We start from the raw sequence: 22,221 nt of genomic DNA on the forward strand, positions 1-22,221 counted from the left end.
GGGCTTCAGAGTTACATAGCTAAACTTAGTGCTACAAAAAAACGCTGACAAGCTTTTTTTGCCTATCAGCGCATTTCTTTTACCTAAATTTGGAGCACATCACTATTTTACAGGTTCAAATGCCGCTCCAAGCGGTGCTCTCTCTAAAGCAACTTCAAGAACTTCATCAATCCATTGCACCGGAATCACCTTCAGATCCGCAATAACGTTGTCAGGAATTTCTTCCAAGTCACGTTCATTATCCTTAGGAATCAATACCGTTTTGATGCCGCCACGATGCGCTGCAAGTAGTTTTTCTTTCAGGCCGCCGATAGGTAGAACTTCACCACGTAGAGTGATTTCACCTGTCATTGCCACCTCAGCTTTCACTGGGTTACCTGTCAAGCTCGAAACTAAAGCGGTGCACATTGCGATACCCGCACTTGGACCATCTTTCGGCGTCGCACCTTCAGGAACGTGAACATGAATGTCACGCTTCTCGTAGAAGTCTGAGTTAATGCCAAGCTTCTCTGCACGAGAACGTACAACCGTCATCGCGGCTTGAATTGACTCTTGCATCACATCGCCCAATGAACCGGTTTGAGTCAGCTTACCTTTACCGACCATCGCTTCAGTTTCGATAGTCAATAGGTCACCACCTACTTCCGTCCACGCTAGGCCAGTTACCTGCCCAATGCGGTTGCTGTCGTCCGCTTTACCATAGTCAAAGCGTTGGACACCTAGGTACTCTTTCAAGTTATCTTGATTTACCGTCACCGTTTTCAGTTTCGGATCAAGCAAGATGTTCTTAACTGCTTTACGGCAGATCTTTGAGATTTCACGCTCAAGGCTACGAACACCCGCTTCACGTGTGTAGTAGCGAATGATGCCAATGATTGCAGAGTCTTCAATTTCAATTTCGTTCGGCTTCAAGCCATTACGTTGAACTTGCTTAGACACGAGGTGACGCTTAGCAATGTTCAGCTTTTCATCTTCTGTATATCCAGAAAGACGAATCACTTCCATACGATCAAGTAAAGGCCCAGGAATGTTCATTGAGTTAGACGTTGCAACAAACATTACGTCAGAAAGGTCGTAATCGACTTCTAGATAGTGATCGTTAAAGGCATTGTTCTGCTCTGGGTCTAGAACTTCAAGCAGCGCTGATGACGGGTCACCACGCATATCTGAAGACATCTTGTCGATCTCATCCAGAAGAAATAGTGGGTTTTTAACACCAACTTTCGACATCTTCTGAATCAACTTGCCCGGCATAGAACCGATGTAGGTGCGTCGGTGACCACGGATTTCCGCTTCGTCACGTACACCACCCAATGCCATACGAGTATATTTACGACCCGTTGCAGCCGCGATTGAGCGACCGAGGGAGGTTTTACCCACACCAGGAGGACCAACAAGGCACAAGATAGGACCTTTTAGCTTGTTAATGCGGTTTTGCACCGCCAAATACTCAAGGATGCGCTCTTTAACGCGCTCTAGGCCATAGTGGTCTTCGTTCAGTACTTCTTCCGCTTTTGCTAGGTTCTTTTTCACTTTAGAGCGTTTAGCCCAAGGAACACCTACCATCCAGTCGATGTAACTGCGAACAACGGTTGCTTCAGCGGACATCGGAGACATCATCTTAAGCTTTTGTAGCTCTTGTTCGGTCTTCTCTTTCGCTTCGGCAGGCATTTTTGATTCTTCAATCTTAGCCTTCAGTGTTTCGAACTCATCAGGAGCATCATCTAAGTCGCCGAGTTCTTTCTGAATCGCCTTCATTTGCTCATTCAGGTAGTACTCACGCTGAGATTTTTCCATTTGTTTCTTAACGCGACCACGAATGCGTTTCTCAACTTGCAGTAAGTCGATTTCCGATTCCATTTGTCCCATTAAGAACTCTAAACGTTCAGTTACATCAAGCAACTCAAGCACTTGCTGCTTATCTACGAGTTTAAGCGGCATATGAGCAGCGATAGTATCAGCAAGACGCGCTGCTTCATCGATGCCACCGAGAGACGTTAGTACTTCCGGTGGAATCTTCTTGTTCAGTTTGATGAAACCTTCAAACTGGTCGATTGCACTGCGTACAATGACCTCTTCCTCACGCTCATCGAGTTCTGGCCTGATCAGGTATTCAGCATCCGCTACGAAAAATTCTTCATCGCGGTAATTGTTGATTTTGGCACGCTGCTGACCTTCAACCAGTACTTTTACTGTGCCATCCGGTAGCTTGAGAAGCTGCAAAATGGTTGCAACTGTGCCTGTAGTGAATAGATCGTCAATTTTTGGCTCTTCAGTATCTGCTTCTTTCTGAGCCACAAGGAGTACTTGTTTGTCATTATCCATCGCCGCTTCTAAGCAACTAATGGACTTTTCGCGGCCAACAAACAAAGGAATCACCATGTGTGGATAAACAACCACGTCGCGCAGAGGCAATACCGGGATTTCTATACGCTCGGAACGTTCCAAGTTCATATTATTCTCTCTTCCGCTTAGTATTATTTTCAGTATATGGGGGCGTATTCGTTGGATTCAATAAAGAAATAAAAAAAGGAGGTATCAAATACCTCCTTTTTATCTCAGCTTCGCAAATTACTCAGCGCTGGCAACTTGATTATCGTTGTTTGTGTAGATAAGTAGCGGTTCTGACTCACCATTTATCACACTTTCATCAATAACCACTTTGCTTACGTCAGTAGCCGATGGTAATTCGTACATCGTTTCTAGCAGCACGCCTTCAAGGATTGAACGTAGACCACGAGCACCTGTTTTACGCTCCATTGCTTTCTTAGCAATCGCACGCAGTGCATCTTCGCGGAACTCCAACTCAACACCCTCAAGGTCGAATAGCGCACCATACTGTTTGGTCAGTGCGTTCTTCGGCTCATTCAAGATTTGAATCAGTGCATCTTCATCAAGCTCGGTTAGAGTCGTTGTCACTGGTAGACGACCAATGAACTCTGGAATTAGACCGTACTTAACTAGATCTTCTGGCTCAACTTGGGTAAATAGCTCGCCGACAGTCTTAGTTTCGTCTTTTGAACGAACTTCTGCGCCGAAACCAATACCAGTGCCAGTTGCAACACGTTGGTCGATCACTTTATCAAGACCTGCGAATGCACCACCACAAATAAACAGAATCTTAGAGGTATCTACCTGCAAAAATTCTTGTTGTGGGTGCTTACGACCACCTTGAGGTGGAACCGATGCAATTGTACCTTCAACCAGTTTTAGTAGTGCCTGTTGAACCCCTTCTCCCGACACATCACGTGTGATAGATGGGTTCTCAGCTTTACGTGAAATTTTGTCAATTTCATCGATATAGACAATACCGCGCTCGGCTTTTGCTACATCGTAGTCGCACTTCTGAAGCAGTTTTTGGATGATGTTTTCAACGTCTTCACCAACATAACCAGCTTCGGTCAATGTTGTTGCGTCGGCCATTGTGAATGGCACATCAAGGAAACGTGCAAGCGTCTCAGCAAGCAGTGTTTTACCACTACCCGTTGGACCGATAAGAAGAATATTACTCTTACCGAGTTCAACACCGTCTGCCGTTGTATCACCATTGCGCAAGCGCTTGTAGTGGTTGTAAACAGCGACTGAGAGAACTTTCTTCGCGTAGTCTTGACCGATTACATAATCATCGAGGTGTGCGCGAATGTCTCTTGGCGTTGGTAACGCTTCAGATTCCTTCTTCGGCAGCACATCTTTGATTTCTTCACGGATGATGTCGTTGCATAAATCAACACACTCATCGCAAATGTAAACAGACGGACCTGCGATTAGCTTGCGAACTTCGTGCTGACTTTTACCACAGAAAGAGCAATACAGCAGTTTACCGCTACCACTCTCTTTGCTTTTATCTGTCATTCGCTAACCTCTTAGCCTTTACTTTCTATGTTTTGAGTGTATATCAATTTAGACCAAATTGCGCCCGCCAATTTGATTTTCACAGGCTTCAATTTGGTCAATTGTTACTCAACCGATTGTCGATTAACCGCGATGGGTTAAAACTTCGTCAATAATACCGTATTCAGCAGCCTGAGCAGCTGACATAAAGTTGTCACGGTCAGTATCTTTTTCGATAACGTCGAGTGGCTGACCTGAATGTTCTGCCAAAAGATTGTTCAGCTTCTGTTTGATAGTCAGAATTTCTTGTGCATGAATCTGAATGTCTGAAGCTTGACCTTGGAAACCACCTAGTGGTTGGTGAATCATCACGCGAGAGTTAGGCAGAGCAAAACGTTTACCAGGAGCACCACCTGCAAGTAGGAAGGCACCCATGGAACATGCTTGACCAGTACAAAGCGTGCTTACATTAGGCTTAATAAACTGCATAGTATCGTAAATCGACATACCAGCCGTTACGCTACCACCAGGAGAGTTAATGTAGAGGAAGATATCTTTGTCAGGATTTTCTGATTCAAGGAAAAGCATCTGGGCAACAATTAAGTTCGCCATGTTGTCTTCCACTTGACCAGTCAAGAAAATGATTCGTTCTTTTAGTAGTCGCGAATAAATATCGTAAGAGCGTTCGCCACGGGAAGTTTGTTCAACCACCATCGGTACTAGCGCGTTCATAATTGGCGACATTGCATTTTTTTCTTGGTAGCTCATATTCTTATGTCCCTAAAATAAATGGCCCGGATGATAAACATCATACGGACCATTGTTAGCAGAGAAGTCGACTCTAAGTCAACCTTCTATACAAGATATTGCTTATTAAGCAGCAGGCTGTTGGTTCATTAGCTCGTTGAAGCTAACTTCTTTATCAGAAACCTGTGCTTTAGCAAGAATTGCATCGATCGCTTGCTCTTCTAGTGCAACGTTGCGCATGTTGTTCATCATTTGCTCGTTTTGCTCGTAGTAAGAGATTACTTCTGATGGATCTTCGTACGCTGTTGCCATTTCAGAGATAAGCTCTTTCACTTTCTCATCGCTAGCTTCTAGCTCTTCAGACTTGATCACTTCACCTAGAAGTAGGCCAACAACTACGCGACGCTTAGCTTGCTCTTCGAATAGCTCACGTGGAAGCTGTTGTGCAGCTTCTGGGTTGCCACCGAAACGTTGTGCAGCTTGCTGACGTAGAGCACCGATTTCTTGGTCGATTAGTGCAGCAGGAACGTCGATGTCGTTCTCTTTAACTAGACCGTCAAGAGCTTGCTCTTTGATACGGTTCTTGATTGCTTGCTTAAGCTCGCGCTCCATGTTCTTACGAACTTCAGCTTTAAGAGCGTCAACGCCGCCTTCAGCAACACCGAACTTAGCAACGAACTCGTCGTTTACTTCTGGAAGCTCACGTGCTTCAACTTTGTTCACTTTGATTAGGAACTTAGCTGCTTTACCTTTTAGGTTCTCTGCGTGGTAATCTTCTGGGAAGTTTACGTCGATTTCAAATTCCATACCCGCAGTTTTACCTTGGATACCGTCTTCGAAACCAGGGATCATGCGACCAGCGCCCATTTCTAGTGGGAAGTTCTCAGCTTTACCGCCTTCGAACTCTTCGCCGTCGATTGAACCAGTGAAATCAATAGTTACACGCTTACCGTCTTCAGCTGCTTCTTCAACATCAGTCCAAGTTGCTTGCTGCTTACGTAGAGTGTCGATCATCTCTTCAACGTCTGCGTCTTGTACTTCAGTTGTTGGTTTTTCAACAACAACGTTTTCTAGACCCTTAAGTTCTACTTCTGGGTAAACTTCGAAAGTCGCAGTGAAAACAAGATCTTTACCAGCTTCGTTTTCAACAGGAGCGAAAGTAGGCGCACCAGCTGGGTTGATTTTCTCAGAAACGATTGCTTCGATGAAGTGACGTTGCATAACTTCACCCATCACGTCTTGACGTACTGCTTTGCCGTACATTTGCGCAACCATCTTCATCGGTACTTTACCTTTACGGAAACCATCGAAACGACGGTTTTTCGCGATGTTGCGTAGTTCAGCTGTCACTGCGTCTTCGATGTTAGCAGCAGGAACAGTAATGTTTAGACGGCGCTCTAGGCCCTCTAGAGTTTCAACAGTAACTTGCATTGTATAAACCTCAGTTTGGCTCAGTGTTGGCTGAGCGTATGAGCATCCATATCACGAGGATATTTCCGCTTCATCCTTGTTAGTACCAATAGGTACTTCTTTAAAGTGAGCATCGATAACCAGTAAATCATGCTTTAATTAGCATGTTATCTTGGCTATCGGACTAATGAGTGACGTCTTCATCGGGCTGATTAGACAGCCTCAAAGGCATCTCTGATTAGTCTCAGGACAAAATTTCAGACGCGACATTCTAGCGATCTCCGCCTACCCTGTCGAGTCGAAGTCGGGTCAATCGGTGGTTTTGTCTCTAATTACTCCAAGAAAACGTTCAACAATGACGTTTTCAACCGATTCCAACTTGAAATGGGGACAATATCGGCTTTTTCAAGAGAGTGAAGGGCTTTTTTTGGTGAATGGCGAAAAAAGAGATCTTGCTCCTGTTTTGCAACGCGTTAACCTCTCAGTTCTTATAACTTTTTTGCCACAAAACCCTCAAATTCGTTAACCTATGCTTTCAAACGACATACGGAATCGTTGGTGCTTAACGTTGGGGTTCGACGATGCGATTGAAACGGATTTTGCTAGGCTTTGTTGCCCTATTTCTCTTAATTTCGACTGTAGGCGGTCAATGGTACTGGCAGCACAGCTACGCTGCTCTTGAAGAACAGCATAACAATTGGCTGAACCGATTCGTAGAAACCATCGACAGTAAACTGGACAAGTATCGACATATCCCACAACTCCTGTCGCAAGATAAAGAACTAGTAGACGCATTATTATCCCCAAGCAACACCGCTCAAATTGAAGTAACTAATCGCTACTTGGAGCAAGCCAACCGAATTATCTTAGCCTCAGATACCTATCTCATCGACCGTTACGGCAACACCATTGCCTCAAGTAACTGGGCATTAGAACGTTCATTTATCGGCAAAAACTTTGCATTTAGACCTTATTTCCAAGAAGCCATTAACGGTGGACGAAGTACTTATTTTGCGCTGGGCTCGACATCTGGGCAACGCGGTTATTATTACTCTTTTCCTGTAACTTATGCTGCAGAGCACATTGGTGTGGTGGTGGTCAAAATGGATCTGTCTTCCATTGAACGCAACTGGCAAAGTGAAACTAGCACCTATGTTGCCACCGACAATAATCACGTCGTGTTCATGTCTAGCAACCCTAATTGGCTGTTTAACAGTCTTTCAACACTGAACTCGCAAACACTGCAACGTATCCGTAATTCAAGACAATACTTAGAAACCGACATTCACAGTTTGGGATTCATCGGTGACCTGACGGCAAAATCCGCCCAACTTGCTAATCCTGAGGGTAATATATTCACCAAACACTACTTGGTTACCCAACGTGAATCTGGTATTCCAAACCTTATTTTAAGGGTATTAACTCCTCTCTCCACGCTCTATATTGAGCTTTTCGGCTTTATTAGCGTGCTAGCACTGGTTTTTATTACGCTTTACCTAGTCGTCGCTCTGATTGAGAACCGCCGCTATCGCCACCGACAGATCGAACAGGTGCAAACTGAGGCGAAACAAAAGCTTGAGTTTTTGGTGATGGAACGCACCGCCGAACTGCATGTAGAAATTGATGAAAGGGTCAAAACTGAGAAAGCCTTGCGACAAGCTCATGATGAACTCATTCAAGCCGCTAAATTGGCAGTGCTAGGTCAAATGTCTGCCAGTATTAGTCACGAGCTAAATAACCCTCTTGCAGCCATTCGCAGCTTTGCCGAAAACGGGCAACGTTTTATCGACAAAAACAAAGTTGACCGAGCAAAAGATAATTTACAGCGTATCGTCGCTTTGACTGAACGAATGGCAAAAATCAGCCAGCAACTTAAATCTTTCGCCAAACGCAGTGATGCCAATGAGTTAAGCCGTATCAAGCTTGCTCCGGTGATATTTTCAACCATAGAGTTAATTCAACCACAACTTAAGAGTCATCGAGTCACGCTCGATTGTAAAATTGGTCAACAAGATACCTTAGTACAAATCAATCCCATTCAGGTTGAACAGGTCCTCATCAATTTGCTGACTAACGCAATGCAAGCCATGCATGATAGTGAACAAAAACGACTAGAGTTGACCATAGAACAGGGTCAAACCAAAGTGACGATTCATATCGATGATTCTGGACCGGGCTTGGATGGCAACTCGATTGCAGAGCTGTTTGAGCCCTTCTATACCACCAAAGAGAATGGTCTTGGGTTAGGGCTTTCCATTTCCCAACAAATTATTCAAAACCTAAACGGCAAGATTCGTGTCGCTCGATCTCCTCTTGGGGGCGCTCGTTTCTCGGTTGAATTGCCTATTTTCACCCATGCGGACAAGGACTAAATTATGAGCCAAGTGTTTTTTATCGATGATGAAGCTGATATAAGAGCCGCGTTGGAACAAAGCTTCGAACTCGCCGATATTGAGGCGCGATTCTTCGCGTCTGTTGAAGATGCCATGTTGTGTCTAAAACAAAATGACCTTCCGCTTGCCATTATTTCCGATATTCGTCTACCTGGGTTATCAGGTCTGGATTTACTCAACACTGTCACCCGCCACCACCAAGGTATTCCCGTCATCCTGATTACTGGGCATGGCGATATTTCGATGGCGGTTCAAGCCATTCAAGATGGTGCTTACGATTTTATCGAGAAACCCTTTTCTGCTGAACGTCTCATCGAGATAACACAACGAGCGATTGAGAAGCGACAACTTACCCTTGAGAATGAAAGCCTTAAGCGCTCACTAAAAGCAAGCCAAACACTTGGACCGAGGATTATCGGTGACACCAATGTGATTCAAGAACTCCGCTCTACTATCTCTGTGGTTGCCGATACCGATGCCGATATTTTGCTGTTTGGAGAAACGGGCACAGGCAAAGAGTTGGTTGCACGTTCTTTACATGAACAGAGCTCACGGAAAGACGGTAATTTCGTCGCAGTAAACTGTGGCGCGGTTCCAGAGAATTTGATTGAAAGCGAGCTATACGGCCATGAGAAAGGAGCGTTTACCGGCGCAGAGAGCAAACGTATTGGTAAGTTTGAACACGCAGAAGGCGGAACCTTATTTTTGGACGAAATAGAATCGATGCCGATGCAAGCGCAAATAAGACTGCTGCGAGTATTGCAGGAAAGAGCCATTGAGCGAGTCGGTTCTAATGCTCTCATTCCCCTAAATATTCGCGTTATCGCCGCCACAAAAACCGATCTAAACCAAGCTTCGATGCAAGGTACTTTTCGCCAAGATCTTTATTACCGCCTAAATATCGTGACTTTAGATTTACCTCCTCTAAGAGAGCGGAAAGACGATATCGCTTCACTGTTCCACCACTTTCAGCTTGTCGCTGCATCCCGCTATGGAAAAACCGCTAATGCAATTACTCCTCACGAACTTAGCCAACTTATTGGCCATGATTGGCCCGGCAATGTGAGAGAGCTAAGAAACTGTGCTGAGCGTTTTGTCCTACTGGGTAAAATTCAAGCAGGCACGCCTAATCAAGAAGAAAGTAGCGAAGGACAGTCTCTCGCCGAACAAGTGGGGTTATTCGAAAAAAATGTCATTGAGCATGCCCTTATCGAAACCAATGGTAGCATCAAGGCGACAATGGAAAAGCTCAACGTTCCTAGAAAAACTTTGTACGATAAAATGCAGAAATATCAGCTCATTAAGGAATCCTACAAAAGCTCCTACTAAAATACTGTAGAAATGTGAGCCAAGTCTCCTATACTTAAATTATATAGACAGGATGTTGCATAACAATTGGGTATAAGAACACGTAGGGAGACGATTATGGGCGAAAAAACAAAGGTTCCCTTTATTTCTGATACGGTAGAAATCGATGGTATTTTTTACGTTGAGCATCGCTCCAGCGAGACTCTAGACAGAAGAAAAAAACAGAGTAGACGTGTTTTTTATGAAAGACGCTCTCAGCCGGATCCAAGAACACAGAATATCAAGCATATAGATGAGGAGGTCTAACGACCTCCTCTTTTTTTGTTATTAATAAATGGTTACTTAGTAATGATCTCTGGCCCCATTAATGTGGTCGGAAGCCAAGTGGAAACCCAAGGTACGTAAGTAACAATTATCAAGAATAGGAACATAACCGCAACCCAAGGCAGTGCTGCTTTCACCACACCCATCATCGACATTTTCGCCACCCCTGCGGTGACAAACAGGTTGAGTCCAACTGGCGGAGTTATCATCCCTATTTCCATGTTCACGACCATCATAATGCCAAGGTGAATCGGGTCGATACCCAGTGCAATGGCGATAGGGAAAACTAACGGCGCCACGATGATCAACAAGCCAGATGGCTCCATAAACTGACCACCAATAAGCAGTAGGACATTCACCACAATCAGGAAGGTAATTGGACCAAGGCCTGCCGAAAGCATTGATTCAGTGATCATTTGAGGAATACGTTCTTCTGTTAATACATGCTTAAGGATCAAAGCGTTAGCAATGATAAACAGAAGCATGATAGTCAGTTTTCCTGCTTCAAACAGAGTATGCTTGGTATCTTTATGCACAAAAGCTTGGAACACTTTAACTATCGCTGGCTTGGTATTTTCCTTATCAGCAAACGGCCCCATATCTTTGTAGATAAAGTTAGCAATCAAAAATGAATACACTGCTGCGACCGCTGCGGCCTCTGTTGGTGTAAATACACCACCGTAGATTCCGCCAAGAATAATCACTACTAACAGCAAACCCCAACTCGCTTCACGAGCGGAATCGAAAACTTCCTTCCAACCTACAAATGGTTGCTTTGGCAATCCTTTTACTTTTGCAGCGATATAAATGGCGATCATTAGCATCAAGCCTGCAAGCAAGCCTGGGATAACGCCACCAAGGAACATACGGCCTACAGAAACGTCCGTTGCCGCAGCGTAGACCACCATTACAATGGATGGCGGGATTAAAATCCCTAAAGTACCAGCATTACAAATGACCCCTGCTGCAAACTCTTTGGTATAGCCATTTTTGATCATACCCGCGATAACAATACTACCAATCGCTACCACTGTTGCAGGCGATGAACCCGATAACGCTGCGAACATCATACACGCCACCACTGATGCCATGGCAAGACCACCGCGGAACCAACCGACCATAGCAATCGCAAAACGAATGATGCGCTTTGCTACACCACCCGTCGACATAAAGCTCGATGCCAGAATAAAGAATGGAATTGCAAGTAACGTGTAGTGGCCTGCAAAGGCGTTAAACAAGGTTTGCGCTACAGATGCTAACGATGCGTCCGAGTGCATTAGTAGGAACAAGATACTGGACAAACCCAGTGACACGGCAATAGGCACGCCAATTAGCATGAAGCCTACCACCATTAAGAAGAGTAATAGAATATCCATGCTTATTTATCCTTGTCTTTAACACTGTCAAACGCGTTGTCCTGCATTTCCGCTTTTAACGCTTCTAGATCTTCTTCAGCTTCATGACCTGCGATCAGTCGGTCCAACTTACCCGTCATTATCTGGTAAGCGGCTTGAGCAAATCTAAAGGTCAGTAATGCCATACCTATTGGCAGTGCCATATAAGGAATAAAGCGCGGCAGTTTTTCGTAACGTTCACCTTCATTTAGCCAGTCTGCTAAAAACTGTAAAACCTCAGGCATAGGAATATCGTCGGTTTCATACCAAGCTCGCTCGGTGGCAAAGGGGTACCAGTAGTTCCACGAACCGATTAGCAATAAGATAGAGAACACCAAACAAGCTAATACCGAGGCAATGGCAAACAGTTTGCGTTTATCCTCCGATACCATGTTGATGACAACATCCACACCGATATGAAAATGCTTTTTAACACCATAGGACGCGCCGACAAGGACCATCCAGGCAAACATAAATACGGTAAGTTCAAGAGCCCAAAGGATATTATCGTTAAATACATAACGAGAAATAACGTTAGCAAAAGTGAGCAAAGTCATCGCGCCAAGGAAGAAAGCAATCAGCGTTTCTTCAAAAGCATCGGTCACTTTACCAATACGAGAAATAAGAGACTGTTCCATGTGATACATCGCTTTTGTAATAGTAGGGACAGAGGGTTAGGCCCCACTTCCCGTAGGGCCCTTAACAATGAATTTCGAGGTTATTGTTGGTTTGATGCTTGAGCGGCTTCGATCAAGTCCGCACCAATGTCTTTCTCAAACTTTTTCCAAACAGGTTGCAGAGCTTGAACCCACTGTTGACGTTGCTCTGGTGTCAAAGTACGCACGACACCACCCGCTTCAACAATATTGTTTTTATTGGCTAGGTTCACTTTGCTCGACTCTGAGTTACGAGTCTCAGTCACTTCTTTTAGGATCTGTGCGAACTGCTCACGAGTATCATCCGGCATACCATCCCAGAACTCCTTTGAAGTCACTACAAGATAGTCAAGAATACCGTGGTTGGTTTCTGTCACACCGTCTTGAACTTCAAAGAACTTCTTGCCGTAGATATTTGACCACGTGTTTTCTTGACCATCGATAACCTTCGTTTGCAGGCCGCCATACACTTCTTTGAATGACATTTTCTGAGGGTTTGCACCTAACTGTTCAAACTGAGCAACTAACACGTCAGAAGCTTGAACACGGAATTTCAGGCCTTTCGCATCACCAGGAACAAGAAGTGGCTTATTCGCCGACATTTGTTTCATGCCGTTATGCCAAAATGCCAGACCTTGCAGACCACGACGATTCATCGCGTTCTTCAGTTTTTCACCCGACTCTGAGTTTTGGAAACGATCAACGGCTTCTACGTTTTCAAATAGGAAAGGTAGGTCGAAGATGCGGTACTTCTTGGTGAATTTCTCGAATTTAGAAAGTGAAGGAGCGGCAAGTTGAACATCGCCGTTTAAAAGGGCTTCGAGAACTTTATTGTCATCGTAAAGAGTAGAGTTAGGAAACACCTGCATACACGCTTTACCGTTCATTTCTGTATTTACACGCTCTTCTAACAATGACGCGGCAATACCTTTAGGGTGTTTGTCGGTGTTGGTTACGTGACTAAACTTAATCACAATCTCACCTGGATCACACGCCGCAGAGGCATTAAAACTTGCTAGAGCAATAGCAGAAACAGACAGTAGGGATAGAGGCTTTAACATTATTATTCTCCTTTGGGTTAATGCAGTCCCTTCAATGGGTACTGATAATCTTGTTAGAGCAATAACGATGCCAATCAAAAAAAAGCTATAATTACAAAGAGTTATAAAAGATTTCTATTTTCAAGTGTAGAACCAGCCTTTGAAATGGGTGGAAAGTGACACATTTATAAAATGAAAAAGGGTAGAAACAAGCCCATTTCTACCCATGGTAACTTCCGCTTTTCTAACGGGAAAAGCAGTTACTAGATAGCCGCTTTAACCGCTTTCGCTAATTTGTGAGCAGCTTTCTTCGGATCAGCTTCTGGATCGTTAAAAAAGTTGGAAACTACATCCGTAATCGCGCCCAGTACATAACTCGTTGTCGCCATATTTTGCGACATACTTGGTACTAAACCACCATTTTCAATGCTTTGCTCAAATGTTTTTCTAGAATCCAGAGCGCACTTGTCAAAACCGTGCATATCCATATCGGTTCGAACCGGGAAAGATCCTTTGTTTAAGTTGAACACTTCTTGGAACTGCTTATCCATGATGGTTCTGGCGAGTGCTTTCTGGGCGTTCACTTCGGCTTCGTCTTTGATATCAAAGAAGGCGAAACTATCAACATTCTGGATAAACTGCCCTTTAGTACCCGGCGCGGGAACGCATAGGTAATCTTTACCCGGAATTTTTCCTGCGGCGGTAAATTCACCCTTGGCCCAGTCTCCCATGATCTGCATAGCAGCCTGACCATTAAGAACTCGGTTGGTTGCCACGTTCCACTCTCGACCTTGGACGTCCTCATCCATGTATTCGCGCATTCGGCCGAACGTCTCAAATACCTTCGCCATTTTGTCGCTCGACAAAGTGTCCATATCTAGATTAACAAACGCTTGTCTAAAATCTTCAGGTCCTAGTACCGCAAGGGCAATGGTTTCAAACAGTGTTGTGTCTTGCCAAGGGCCTGAGCCATTGGCAAGAGGTGTGAAGCCCGCAGCTTTGATTTTTTCCGCAGCAGCAAAGAATTGATCTAGAGTTTCTGGAACAGAATCCACTCCCGATTTTTCTAACACTTGTGGATTGACCCAGAGCCAGTTAACTCGGTGGATATTGACTGGAACAGCAACATATTTGCCATCGTACTTCATGCCTGCCGCTACGACAGGTGGCAATACTTCATCCCACCCATCAGCTTTGGCAACATCATCAAGATTGGTCAGAAAACCTAAACCTCCCCACTCTTGAATATCCTCACCTTTGATCTGGGCAGCTGACGGAGGATTACCCGAGACCGCTCGAGTTTTCAGCACTGTCATAGCGCTTTCACCACCTCCACCAGCAATGGCAAAGTCCTTCCAGGTGTAACCTCGCTGCTCCAATTTCTGTTTTAGGATTTGAACCGATTTAGCTTCACCGCCAGATGTCCACCAGTGCAACACCTCAACTTCACTCGCTTGCAGAAAAGTAGGAAAGATTGTGGAAGTAAGCAGTAACGCTAGTAGTGATTTACGCATATTCATTGCCGTTATCTGTGCATCGATATCACTATAGTGATATCGAGTTATTGGATTCAGTGACTTTAACGCTCTGTTTGAGGTTAATTCAATAGCTAGCCTGCTTAGGCCTCTAGGTTGGGCGGAATAAACACTTGTACTTCTAGCCCACCAAAATCTGCGTTACGAATGATCAAATCGCCGCCAAGGCCGTGCAAGATACTGCGACAGATCCCCAAGCCTAAACCATGCCCCTCTTTATCCGTTGCAATGCGAACATATGGCTCGAACACCTCTTCGATGCGAGCTTCTGGAATGCCAGGACCTTTATCCAAAATGGTAATGATGATCCATTTGGGATTCTCTTCAATGCTGACAAATGCTCGATTGCCATATTTAACCGCATTATCGATTAGGTTAGTCAGCACTCGTTTAATGGCTAGTGGCTTAACAACTACTGGCTCCATCGGAAGCGCGGTGAAACTAACCAGCGTATGCACTTGGTTATGTGTCTCTGAAACACTGCGAATCATCTCATTGAGGTCAATGTAGGCATTGTTTTCATGTAAATCGGTATCACGTACACACTGCAGCGCGCCTTTCACCATCATTTCAAGGTCATCTAGATCTTGGTTAAACTTGTCTCGCCTGACATCATCATCTAGAAGTTCTGCTCTCAACCTCAAACGTGTAATAGGCGTTTTCAAATCGTGAGAGATAGAAGAAAACAGGTGTTCACGGTCAGATACATACTGGCGAATACGTGTCTGCATACGGTTAAACGCACGTGTTGCCGTCACGAGTTCAGAAGCACCAGCTTCTCTTAATGGTGGCTGATCGATGTCCATACTCATTTCATTCGCAGCTTTCGCCAACCTTCTCAAAGGCTTAACTTGAGCACGAACCAAAAGGAAAGTCAGGATCAGCAACAAGGTTGTAGAAGTAAATAAGAACACCATTTGATCTTGAGTCAGCATGGTATCTTCGAGCTGAATATATGGTGAAGGCAATAAAGCCGCGATATAGATCCACTCATCTTGATTAAGCTTCAATTGCACCACCAGAATCGGTGGGTCTAGTGGACCTAGCGTTAACGTATGGTGAGCCCAAGATTTAGGCAGGTCCTTAATAAAAATATCGTTTTTAAGCAGTCGTAAGTTCTCTGCTTTCGAGAAGTTCACCTTTACAGCCTCTATGGTCGGTAGCTTCTCTTCCAGCACTTTGGTCACCGAATCCATAGACGCCAGTTTAAGTGGGGTGTCTGGAATGGGGTCAACGATGAGCTCTTCTTTATTGAATGAAACGAAGAAACGAGTACCCCCCATATTACGTATCTGGTCGAGAACAATATGGCGATATTTAATTGGGAGTTTTTGGAAAAAGGTCACCGTTGAAGCGAACATGGTCGCCATACTAGCAGAGGTATCACGAATACCTGATAGCTCATCTTGCTTAGTTTTTTGGTACCAAATTGCCGTGAGTACACCTTGAGAGCACACGACTGCCAACAAAGTCAGCAGCAGTGTTCTCGCGACTAAAGAGTTAGGGCTAAAACGCTTTAGCCAATGAGTTCTAGACATGTGTTATTGGCCATATTCCACTGGAACAGACAGAATATACCCATTACCACGCATGGTTTTAATATAGTGAGGGAAGTTTTTACTAGTGCCTAATCGATTTCGAATTCGGCTTAACTGAACGTCAATGCCACGTTCGTAAGGAAGGGCTTCACGGCCACGAGTCGCAAACGAAATAGTATCGCGATCAAGAATTTCATTCGGGCGCGACAAAAACAGCATTAGCAACGCAAAGTCACTACCGGATAAATCATGCGTGCGGCCATTCACCTTATTGGTCATACGATGAGCAATGGTATCCAAATGCCAGTCGCCAAAATCGATCGTTCTTGGTGGCGTTTCTTCTGCCTTATCGCCATTGAGATGGGTCCGGCGCAACAGTGCTTTAATTCGAGCCATCAATTGACGCGGACTAAATGGTTTCGCAATGTAATCGTCAGCACCGATTTCTAAACCAATAATTTGATCAGTTTCATCAGATACTGCGGTTAGCATAATAATGGGTACTTGCGAGTCTCGTCGTACACGCTGACAAAGAGTAAAACCATCATCTCCCGGTAGCATGACGTCGAGCAGAATAAGATCCGGGTAGCCTTTAGCCTTAATAAACAGCTCCATTTCTACCCCATCTTCAGCAGTAGAAACTTGAAAGCCAGATTTCGTCAAATACTCATCGAGTAAGAGACGGATCTCTTCATCGTCATCTACAACCAAAATGTGCGTCTTAGCCTGCATTTTATTTCCTTAAGTCTGCACTTACTCCCTATAGTGTAAGGCTTTAGCGGAAATTTTATTATTGATTCGTTTATAAAATTTGCAGCTCGAATTTGCGCAAGGTCACAAAAATGACATGATGATACTTTTTAGCCATAAAGGGTTAACAAATTCATTCATCTTTATGATGAGCAACTGATTTCCATACGTTTACCCCATTCAGGTGGAAGCTTGGCAAATTCTTCATGTTCTGCTTGTTCCTCGTAAGGGAATTTGAGTAAGTCCGCCAACTGATGAACCAGTGAAAAATCGCCTTTCTCAGCAAGTTCTATGGCCTGTTGGGCTAAATAGTTTCTGAGAATGTACTTTGGATTCGCTAAACGCATTTTTCGGCAGCGCTCGGCTTCAGAATCATTTTCTAACATACAACGTAGCAGGTAGCTTTCTACCCACGCTTGCGCTTTAGCACGATCGATAAACAGGTCAACAACAGGAGCAATGCCGGTACTATCGATATTCGATAGTGCCCTGAAAAATCGGGTGTAATCCACTTTTTCACTTTCCATGAGGTCAAAGCTTCGATTAAAGAAATCTCCATCTTCACTCTGCTTGGTCGACAACCCAAACTTGTCGCGCATTTGGCAACTGTACTCTGTCTGCAAGATTGGCGTAAAGGTTTCCAATCCATGATCTAAGTCTTTTCTATCTATAAGTGGAGACAAAGCATGAGCTAACGCGGTGAGATTCCACATCGCTATGGACGGTTGATTGTCGAACGCATAACGACCTTGGTAGTCGGAATGATTACAGATATAACCCGGTTCATAGTCATCCATAAATCCAAACGGGCCATAGTCAAATGTCTGACCCAATATCGACATGTTATCTGTGTTCATCACCCCATGAGCAAACCCTTTGGCTTGCCAGTGAGCAATCATTTCTGCAGTTAATCGAACAACTTCAGCGAAGAACGCAACATAGGGCTTGTCAGCGTCCAAACAATCAGGGAAATGCCACTCAATTACTTTATCCGCTAGTAGGCGAAGCTGCTCATGCTGAGCGGTATAAAAGAAATGTTCAAAATGGCCAAAGCGAATATGTGTGTCGGCAGCACGAACCAATAACGCTCCCTGCTCCACTTGCTCTCGATACACAGGCGTATCGCTTACCATCATTGCCAATGCTCTAGTGGTAGGAATACCTAACCCTGCCATGGCTTCGCTGCACAAATACTCTCGAATTGTCGAGCGTAGAACCGCCCGACCATCTCCCATTCGCGAATACGGTGTTTGACCCGCACCCTTGAGGTGAAGATCGAAAGTCTGCCCTGACTTTCCTGCGACTTCACCCAGCAACAAACCACGACCGTCACCTAAATCAGGGTTATAAATACCAAACTGGTGACCCGCGTATTTCATTGCGAGTGGCTTGATGTGCTCACTCGATACACTGCCCGAAAGAACATCAAGCAAGGCTTGTTCGCCTTCAACCATCTCTGGAAATCCCAGTTCACCTGCCAGTTCTTGATTCCATGCAACCCAACGAGGATTGTTGAGAGGCGTCGGTTCAACTTGGGTATAAAAGCTATTCGGCAGAGCTAAAAAACGATGAGAAAAGGATAGTGAATCCAGCGAAAACATAGGCGGCTCTATACAAGTCTTAATAACAATTACTTAGAGTATAGCGAGTCGCGGTGGATAGAAAACAAACGAAAAGTGTGGGTATTAACGAAAAGTAAGGATATTAGAAAAAAGAGAACTTTATAACGGGGAGAAAAAACGATTTACGTTGCCTAGAGGAACGCCCATCTACTAAACAAAGTGTCTGCGTTTGGGCTGTCCCCTAAGAAGTCTAAGTTATTAGAGCATAGCCAGAATGGCTACCACTGTACCGAGAGAGAACAGGCAAGTGCGACTAATAACGCCGAGGTTGGAAGGTTGAATCATTTCTTGATGCATAGGCAAACTCTCCTTTTTGTTACACTACCATTACAACTTAGGCCTAAATGGTTATTTTTGCAACGCTGTTCGCAAAGATCTTTGAAATAGAGCCAAAAAATTACCAGAAAACGGTCAAAACAACGATGGTGCAACCAAGAAAAGTTGCAAAGCAGATTGGGATAACAAGGTGCTTGTCTCTATCCAGTGAAATAAAGCCTGGCGGCTGATTGATGACAACGGTCACCAATAGGATATTGTACAGTGCGATCAAAACTCCAATAAGAAAAACATCAAAATATACTAAGCTCGTTGCCAAATAGACGTAAAAACCAATTAATACATAATCTATAACCACTAACCAAGCTAAGCACTTTCGCATGTTCAGCACAGAGTGAATGAGTTCAGTCATAACGGCTCATCACTTCAAATGATGTAACTGGCTGATTATAATCTGCTTTTTGCAGCGCTTTACGGTGCGATTCTCGTAAAACTGTGTCGAGCTCTTTTTCTGCCAATGGCGAAGGTCTGGTCGCTTGTTCTAGAGCAAAGGCTTTGTAAACCTTATTCAGTTGCGCCAAAGTTTCAGCGGTTAAAATGTACAACTCGATACGGCGATTAATACCGGATTTGGCGTTATTAAAGTCAATTGGTGCCGTATCACTCATCCCCGTTACTTGAAAAATATGACGCTCTTGAAGACCGCCCTTATCCAAATAGTACCGAGCGCTATTAGCACGATTGCTTGAAAGCTCCCAGTTAGTCATTCGACTTCCTTTATAACGACTTGCATCCGTGTGTCCGGTGATAATCATTTTGTTTTCGATTTTTTCTAGTAATCCGGCTAGGTTCAGCAATAAGTCTTGATAGAAAGGCGTTACCTTGGCCCCTCCTCGGAAAAACATCGGGCCTTTATCAGAGTCTGCGATGACTAGTTTCACGCCTTGAGGTGTTACGAACACACTGACGCTACCTAGGGCATCAATTCCGGATAACTCTTGTTTGACTCGCTGCGCCAAAACTTCCAGTTCTTGTTGGCTATTAAACTCACCCTCAAGTACAGAAGTGTCATTAATGCGATGCAGCTCAGCGTCGTAATGAGAGGTTGCTACATGAGGTAATGGCAGTGGGTTAATTGAGTTGCCGCCACTTTCGTTCGTTCCTAAGTGCATGATGGGATCATTGCCATAGGCAAAGTAATTCAACAATTTCTTCTGGTCATCCACATCGACGACTTGCAGTATCCACAACACGAGGAAAAGACACATTAGCGAAATCATCAAATCTGCCATGGCAACTTTCCATCCGCCGTGTTGCAGCTCGCCGCGCTTACGGCGCCCTTTTTTATTGATGATGACATTTGGCTGTTCCATCATTCGCTCCTTAGCTCTATGAAGGCTGCTGTCTGAGCACTTCGACTGCTTTTTCTAGCTCAACAAATGACGGCTTATAACGAGTTTCGATGTTTTTGCGTCCAGCATTAGCACACATGTGCGCCGATTGACCTTGAGCGTAAGCAGACAGGATTGATTTCACACACAGTAGTGGCGCTAACTGATTCTCAGAAACATCTTTGATACTGCTAGACATTGGCCCAAGTACACAATAACAACCAAAAACCCCAGTAAATGTTCCCACCAGAGCGCCAGCGATATTCTGACCAATCTCGCTGATCTCACCGTCAAGGCCTTGCATCGTCAGAATGATCCCCATTACTGCAGCTAAAATACCAAGCCCCGGCATAGCCTCAGCAGTAGCGTGTAGTTTCTCGGAAGGCTTGGTGTATTCATCCTCGAGATGCTCGATCTCTTCTTCTAGAAATGCTTCCAATACGTGTTGCGATTGTTTACCAGTGATCACTTGTCGAAATGAATCAATAATGAATTGAGTCGTAAGAGCGTCACTCGTGATCTTTGGATACTTACTGAAAATTTTACTTGAATCAGGATTCTCAACATGAATATCTAACGCTTTGATATTCTGAACTCGTGCAGTATTGATTAGCTCAAACATTAACGATAGTAACTGTTGATAATAGTCCTTGTTATAAGGCGTAGAACGAAAAGCGATGCCAACTTGCTGAGCCATCAATTTCATCGTTGCAGACGTAGTAGACATTAATAGACTGGCAAATGCCGCCCCAAAAATGATTATGATTTCCGACAGCTTGAAAATAAATTCAAACTTCCCACCAAGAAAAATGAAGCCGCCAAAAATAACGCTCAGCACGATAACAATACCGATTAGTTTTTGCATACATCACTCTCCTTCATTCTACTCTTGAGAATGTCTAAACCTCGGTGTTTTAATCGATGCACTTTGATTTCGTTGATATCGAGGACCAGTGCCGTCTCTTTGGTGCTTAAACTTTTCACGTAAACCAAGTAAAGAATGCGCTGCTCCATCTCAGGGAGAGTATTCAACACTTGTTTCACCTCATTAAAAAGCACTTCTCTGTCTGTCTCCGGAACGGCTGTCACCACCGTTTCCAGCTCAATATCATCAAACACATCCACTAACGTCATCGCTTGTTGATAATCATTACTTTCAATGCCTAAGTAATGACAAATCTCATTAGTTGTGGGCTGTCTTGCCAACTGTTGTACTAATTGTCTTTCAGCGAGCTTGATTCGATTCACCAATTGGCGTTTATCTCGCTCCATATAGTCGCGACGTCTGAGTTCATCGACTAATTCGCCTCGAATTCGTACCGCTACCGCCCGTCGAAAATCATCATTAGCAACATGGTCAAACTTCCTAAGCTCGATGACCAAAGTCATCATGGCCGTTTGCCGTAAATCCTCAAACGTTCCTTCATCAACTGCGTAGCGATATTGATAAAGCAGTCCGTTAATCAACTTGATGTTTTGTTGCAGCACCAATTTTTCTAACTCCTGCAACGTCGCTTGGTCGTTAGTTTGGGTGTGCTGGTATTTGGGCTGCATCAACATAGTAGCGACCTATTGAAATACCGCTTTGGTGACAAGTACATCACCAACTTGTAAGCTCGGTAGCTCATCTAAGTCATCTTTGAGATCATCCTGAATCACATAGATAAACTGTTTGTTGTAGAAATAAGAGGCCTCTTTGACACTGAATTTTTTGATGATGCGGTTCTTAATTCGGCTTAATTGCTCATACACGTATGCGCCATTTTTCTGTGGGGTAAACATCGAAACATCAAGCAAAAGCAAGCTTTGTCGATTGCCCAGGTTAATAGGCACCAGTACATTTTCTAGCTGAATTTCAACCTGCTGCATTTTAGCTGGCTCTGGTTCTTTCGGTGAAAGCCAAGCGGTCAAGGACTCCATATTCAGCGTATTACTTTGGTACAACCAGAAACCTGTGACCGAAAGCGCGAGAGTAACGATGAACGTAACGATAATTTTAGTCATCT

General features: G+C 44.3%; 19 protein-coding genes. 3 read left to right on the top strand and 16 right to left on the bottom strand.

What is annotated here, in order from left to right; genetic code table 11:
* Positions 1-102: 102 nt before the first annotated feature.
* The 4 genes from lon to tig all read right to left on the bottom strand — a co-directional run bounded on the left by lon (position 103) and on the right by tig (position 6,009).
* A complete protein-coding gene (gene lon / locus L2W36_RS21290; RefSeq protein WP_236111552.1) occupies positions 103-2,454 on the bottom strand; it encodes an endopeptidase La in 2,352 nt (783 codons plus the stop codon).
* Positions 2,455-2,571: 117 nt separating this feature from the next.
* On the bottom strand, positions 2,572-3,852 hold the full coding sequence (clpX, locus tag L2W36_RS21295) for an ATP-dependent protease ATP-binding subunit ClpX (protein WP_038229801.1): 1,281 nt from the start codon (positions 3,850-3,852) through the stop codon (positions 2,572-2,574).
* Between the two features lie 123 nt (positions 3,853-3,975).
* Positions 3,976-4,599 carry an ATP-dependent Clp endopeptidase proteolytic subunit ClpP gene (gene clpP, locus L2W36_RS21300; RefSeq protein ID WP_038229800.1) on the bottom strand — a complete coding sequence of 208 codons (624 nt, stop codon included), beginning with the start codon at positions 4,597-4,599 and terminating at the stop codon, positions 3,976-3,978.
* Between the two features lie 105 nt (positions 4,600-4,704).
* A complete protein-coding gene (tig, locus tag L2W36_RS21305) occupies positions 4,705-6,009 on the bottom strand; it encodes a trigger factor (protein ID WP_062462760.1) in 1,305 nt (434 codons plus the stop codon).
* A gap of 560 nt (positions 6,010-6,569) precedes the next feature.
* On the opposite strand from tig, the gene L2W36_RS21310 reads away from it, so the two are divergent.
* From L2W36_RS21310 to L2W36_RS21320, 3 genes are all read left to right on the top strand, one after another.
* Positions 6,570-8,360: a sensor histidine kinase gene (locus tag L2W36_RS21310; RefSeq protein WP_236111554.1), complete on the top strand. Its 1,791-nt coding sequence runs from the start codon at positions 6,570-6,572 to the stop codon at positions 8,358-8,360.
* Positions 8,361-8,363: 3 nt separating this feature from the next.
* Positions 8,364-9,710: a sigma-54-dependent transcriptional regulator gene (locus L2W36_RS21315; protein ID WP_236111555.1), complete on the top strand. Its 1,347-nt coding sequence runs from the start codon at positions 8,364-8,366 to the stop codon at positions 9,708-9,710.
* A 96-nt stretch (positions 9,711-9,806) separates the two neighbouring features.
* On the top strand, positions 9,807-9,995 hold the full coding sequence (locus tag L2W36_RS21320; protein WP_236111556.1) for a hypothetical protein: 189 nt from the start codon (positions 9,807-9,809) through the stop codon (positions 9,993-9,995).
* A gap of 32 nt (positions 9,996-10,027) precedes the next feature.
* On the opposite strand, the gene L2W36_RS21325 is transcribed toward L2W36_RS21320, so the two are convergent.
* From L2W36_RS21325 to L2W36_RS21380, 12 genes are all read right to left on the bottom strand, one after another.
* A complete protein-coding gene (locus tag L2W36_RS21325; RefSeq protein ID WP_006075545.1) occupies positions 10,028-11,389 on the bottom strand; it encodes a TRAP transporter large permease in 1,362 nt (453 codons plus the stop codon).
* Between the two features lie 2 nt (positions 11,390-11,391).
* Positions 11,392-12,045: a TRAP transporter small permease gene (locus tag L2W36_RS21330; RefSeq protein ID WP_006075544.1), complete on the bottom strand. Its 654-nt coding sequence runs from the start codon at positions 12,043-12,045 to the stop codon at positions 11,392-11,394.
* A gap of 80 nt (positions 12,046-12,125) precedes the next feature.
* Positions 12,126-13,124 (bottom strand): TRAP transporter substrate-binding protein, encoded by a 999-nt coding sequence (locus L2W36_RS21335; RefSeq protein WP_006075543.1) that lies wholly within the window; start codon positions 13,122-13,124, stop codon positions 12,126-12,128.
* A 242-nt stretch (positions 13,125-13,366) separates the two neighbouring features.
* Positions 13,367-14,623 carry an ABC transporter substrate-binding protein gene (locus L2W36_RS21340; protein ID WP_062462752.1) on the bottom strand — a complete coding sequence of 419 codons (1,257 nt, stop codon included), beginning with the start codon at positions 14,621-14,623 and terminating at the stop codon, positions 13,367-13,369.
* 98 nt (positions 14,624-14,721) lie between these two features.
* Positions 14,722-16,176 carry an ATP-binding protein gene (locus L2W36_RS21345; RefSeq protein ID WP_038229791.1) on the bottom strand — a complete coding sequence of 485 codons (1,455 nt, stop codon included), beginning with the start codon at positions 16,174-16,176 and terminating at the stop codon, positions 14,722-14,724.
* A gap of 3 nt (positions 16,177-16,179) precedes the next feature.
* Positions 16,180-16,908: a response regulator gene (locus tag L2W36_RS21350; protein WP_006074338.1), complete on the bottom strand. Its 729-nt coding sequence runs from the start codon at positions 16,906-16,908 to the stop codon at positions 16,180-16,182.
* Positions 16,909-17,069: 161 nt separating this feature from the next.
* The gene (locus L2W36_RS21355) at positions 17,070-18,527 is read right to left on the bottom strand and encodes a protein adenylyltransferase SelO (RefSeq protein WP_236111557.1); all 1,458 of its coding nucleotides are present in this window, start codon (positions 18,525-18,527) and stop codon (positions 17,070-17,072) included.
* 418 nt (positions 18,528-18,945) lie between these two features.
* Complete coding sequence (locus L2W36_RS21360) at positions 18,946-19,236, bottom strand: hypothetical protein (RefSeq protein ID WP_006074335.1); 291 nt, start codon at positions 19,234-19,236, stop codon at positions 18,946-18,948.
* Complete coding sequence (locus L2W36_RS21365; RefSeq protein WP_124941227.1) at positions 19,229-20,197, bottom strand: OmpA family protein; 969 nt, start codon at positions 20,195-20,197, stop codon at positions 19,229-19,231. Before L2W36_RS21365 ends, L2W36_RS21360 begins: the two co-directional genes overlap by 8 nt.
* A gap of 16 nt (positions 20,198-20,213) precedes the next feature.
* Positions 20,214-21,080: a flagellar motor stator protein MotA gene (gene motA / locus L2W36_RS21370; RefSeq protein WP_006074333.1), complete on the bottom strand. Its 867-nt coding sequence runs from the start codon at positions 21,078-21,080 to the stop codon at positions 20,214-20,216.
* Entirely contained in the window at positions 21,068-21,775 is a 708-nt protein-coding gene (locus L2W36_RS21375; RefSeq protein WP_006074332.1) for a sigma-70 family RNA polymerase sigma factor, read from the bottom strand. The genes motA and L2W36_RS21375 overlap by 13 nt, the downstream gene beginning before the upstream one ends.
* A 9-nt stretch (positions 21,776-21,784) precedes the next feature.
* Positions 21,785-22,219, bottom strand: coding sequence for a flagellar biosynthesis sigma factor (locus tag L2W36_RS21380; RefSeq protein WP_124940757.1), 435 nt, complete (start codon positions 22,217-22,219; stop codon positions 21,785-21,787).
* Positions 22,220-22,221 lie beyond the last annotated feature (2 nt).

Origin of the sequence: Vibrio sp. McD22-P3 (assembly GCF_021568915.1) — a bacterium.
GTDB lineage: Bacteria > Pseudomonadota > Gammaproteobacteria > Enterobacterales > Vibrionaceae > Vibrio > Vibrio mediterranei.

Bases quoted from the DNA above. Each gene is read 5' to 3' on its own strand.
- lon (WP_236111552.1), bottom strand. From the start codon at position 2,454: ATGAACTTGGAACGTTCCGAGCGTATAGAAATCCCGGTATTGCCTCTG.
- clpX (WP_038229801.1), bottom strand. From the start codon at position 3,852: ATGACAGATAAAAGCAAAGAGAGTGGTAGCGGTAAACTGCTGTATTGC.
- clpP (WP_038229800.1), bottom strand. From the start codon at position 4,599: ATGAGCTACCAAGAAAAAAATGCAATGTCGCCAATTATGAACGCGCTA.
- tig (WP_062462760.1), bottom strand. From the start codon at position 6,009: ATGCAAGTTACTGTTGAAACTCTAGAGGGCCTAGAGCGCCGTCTAAAC.
- L2W36_RS21310 (WP_236111554.1), top strand. From the start codon at position 6,570: ATGCGATTGAAACGGATTTTGCTAGGCTTTGTTGCCCTATTTCTCTTA.
- L2W36_RS21315 (WP_236111555.1), top strand. From the start codon at position 8,364: ATGAGCCAAGTGTTTTTTATCGATGATGAAGCTGATATAAGAGCCGCG.
- L2W36_RS21320 (WP_236111556.1), top strand. From the start codon at position 9,807: ATGGGCGAAAAAACAAAGGTTCCCTTTATTTCTGATACGGTAGAAATC.
- L2W36_RS21325 (WP_006075545.1), bottom strand. From the start codon at position 11,389: ATGGATATTCTATTACTCTTCTTAATGGTGGTAGGCTTCATGCTAATT.
- L2W36_RS21330 (WP_006075544.1), bottom strand. From the start codon at position 12,045: ATGGAACAGTCTCTTATTTCTCGTATTGGTAAAGTGACCGATGCTTTT.
- L2W36_RS21335 (WP_006075543.1), bottom strand. From the start codon at position 13,124: ATGTTAAAGCCTCTATCCCTACTGTCTGTTTCTGCTATTGCTCTAGCA.
- L2W36_RS21340 (WP_062462752.1), bottom strand. From the start codon at position 14,623: ATGAATATGCGTAAATCACTACTAGCGTTACTGCTTACTTCCACAATC.
- L2W36_RS21345 (WP_038229791.1), bottom strand. From the start codon at position 16,176: ATGTCTAGAACTCATTGGCTAAAGCGTTTTAGCCCTAACTCTTTAGTC.
- L2W36_RS21350 (WP_006074338.1), bottom strand. From the start codon at position 16,908: ATGCAGGCTAAGACGCACATTTTGGTTGTAGATGACGATGAAGAGATC.
- L2W36_RS21355 (WP_236111557.1), bottom strand. From the start codon at position 18,527: ATGTTTTCGCTGGATTCACTATCCTTTTCTCATCGTTTTTTAGCTCTG.
- L2W36_RS21360 (WP_006074335.1), bottom strand. From the start codon at position 19,236: ATGACTGAACTCATTCACTCTGTGCTGAACATGCGAAAGTGCTTAGCT.
- L2W36_RS21365 (WP_124941227.1), bottom strand. From the start codon at position 20,197: ATGGAACAGCCAAATGTCATCATCAATAAAAAAGGGCGCCGTAAGCGC.
- motA (WP_006074333.1), bottom strand. From the start codon at position 21,080: ATGCAAAAACTAATCGGTATTGTTATCGTGCTGAGCGTTATTTTTGGC.
- L2W36_RS21375 (WP_006074332.1), bottom strand. From the start codon at position 21,775: ATGTTGATGCAGCCCAAATACCAGCACACCCAAACTAACGACCAAGCG.
- L2W36_RS21380 (WP_124940757.1), bottom strand. From the start codon at position 22,219: ATGACTAAAATTATCGTTACGTTCATCGTTACTCTCGCGCTTTCGGTC.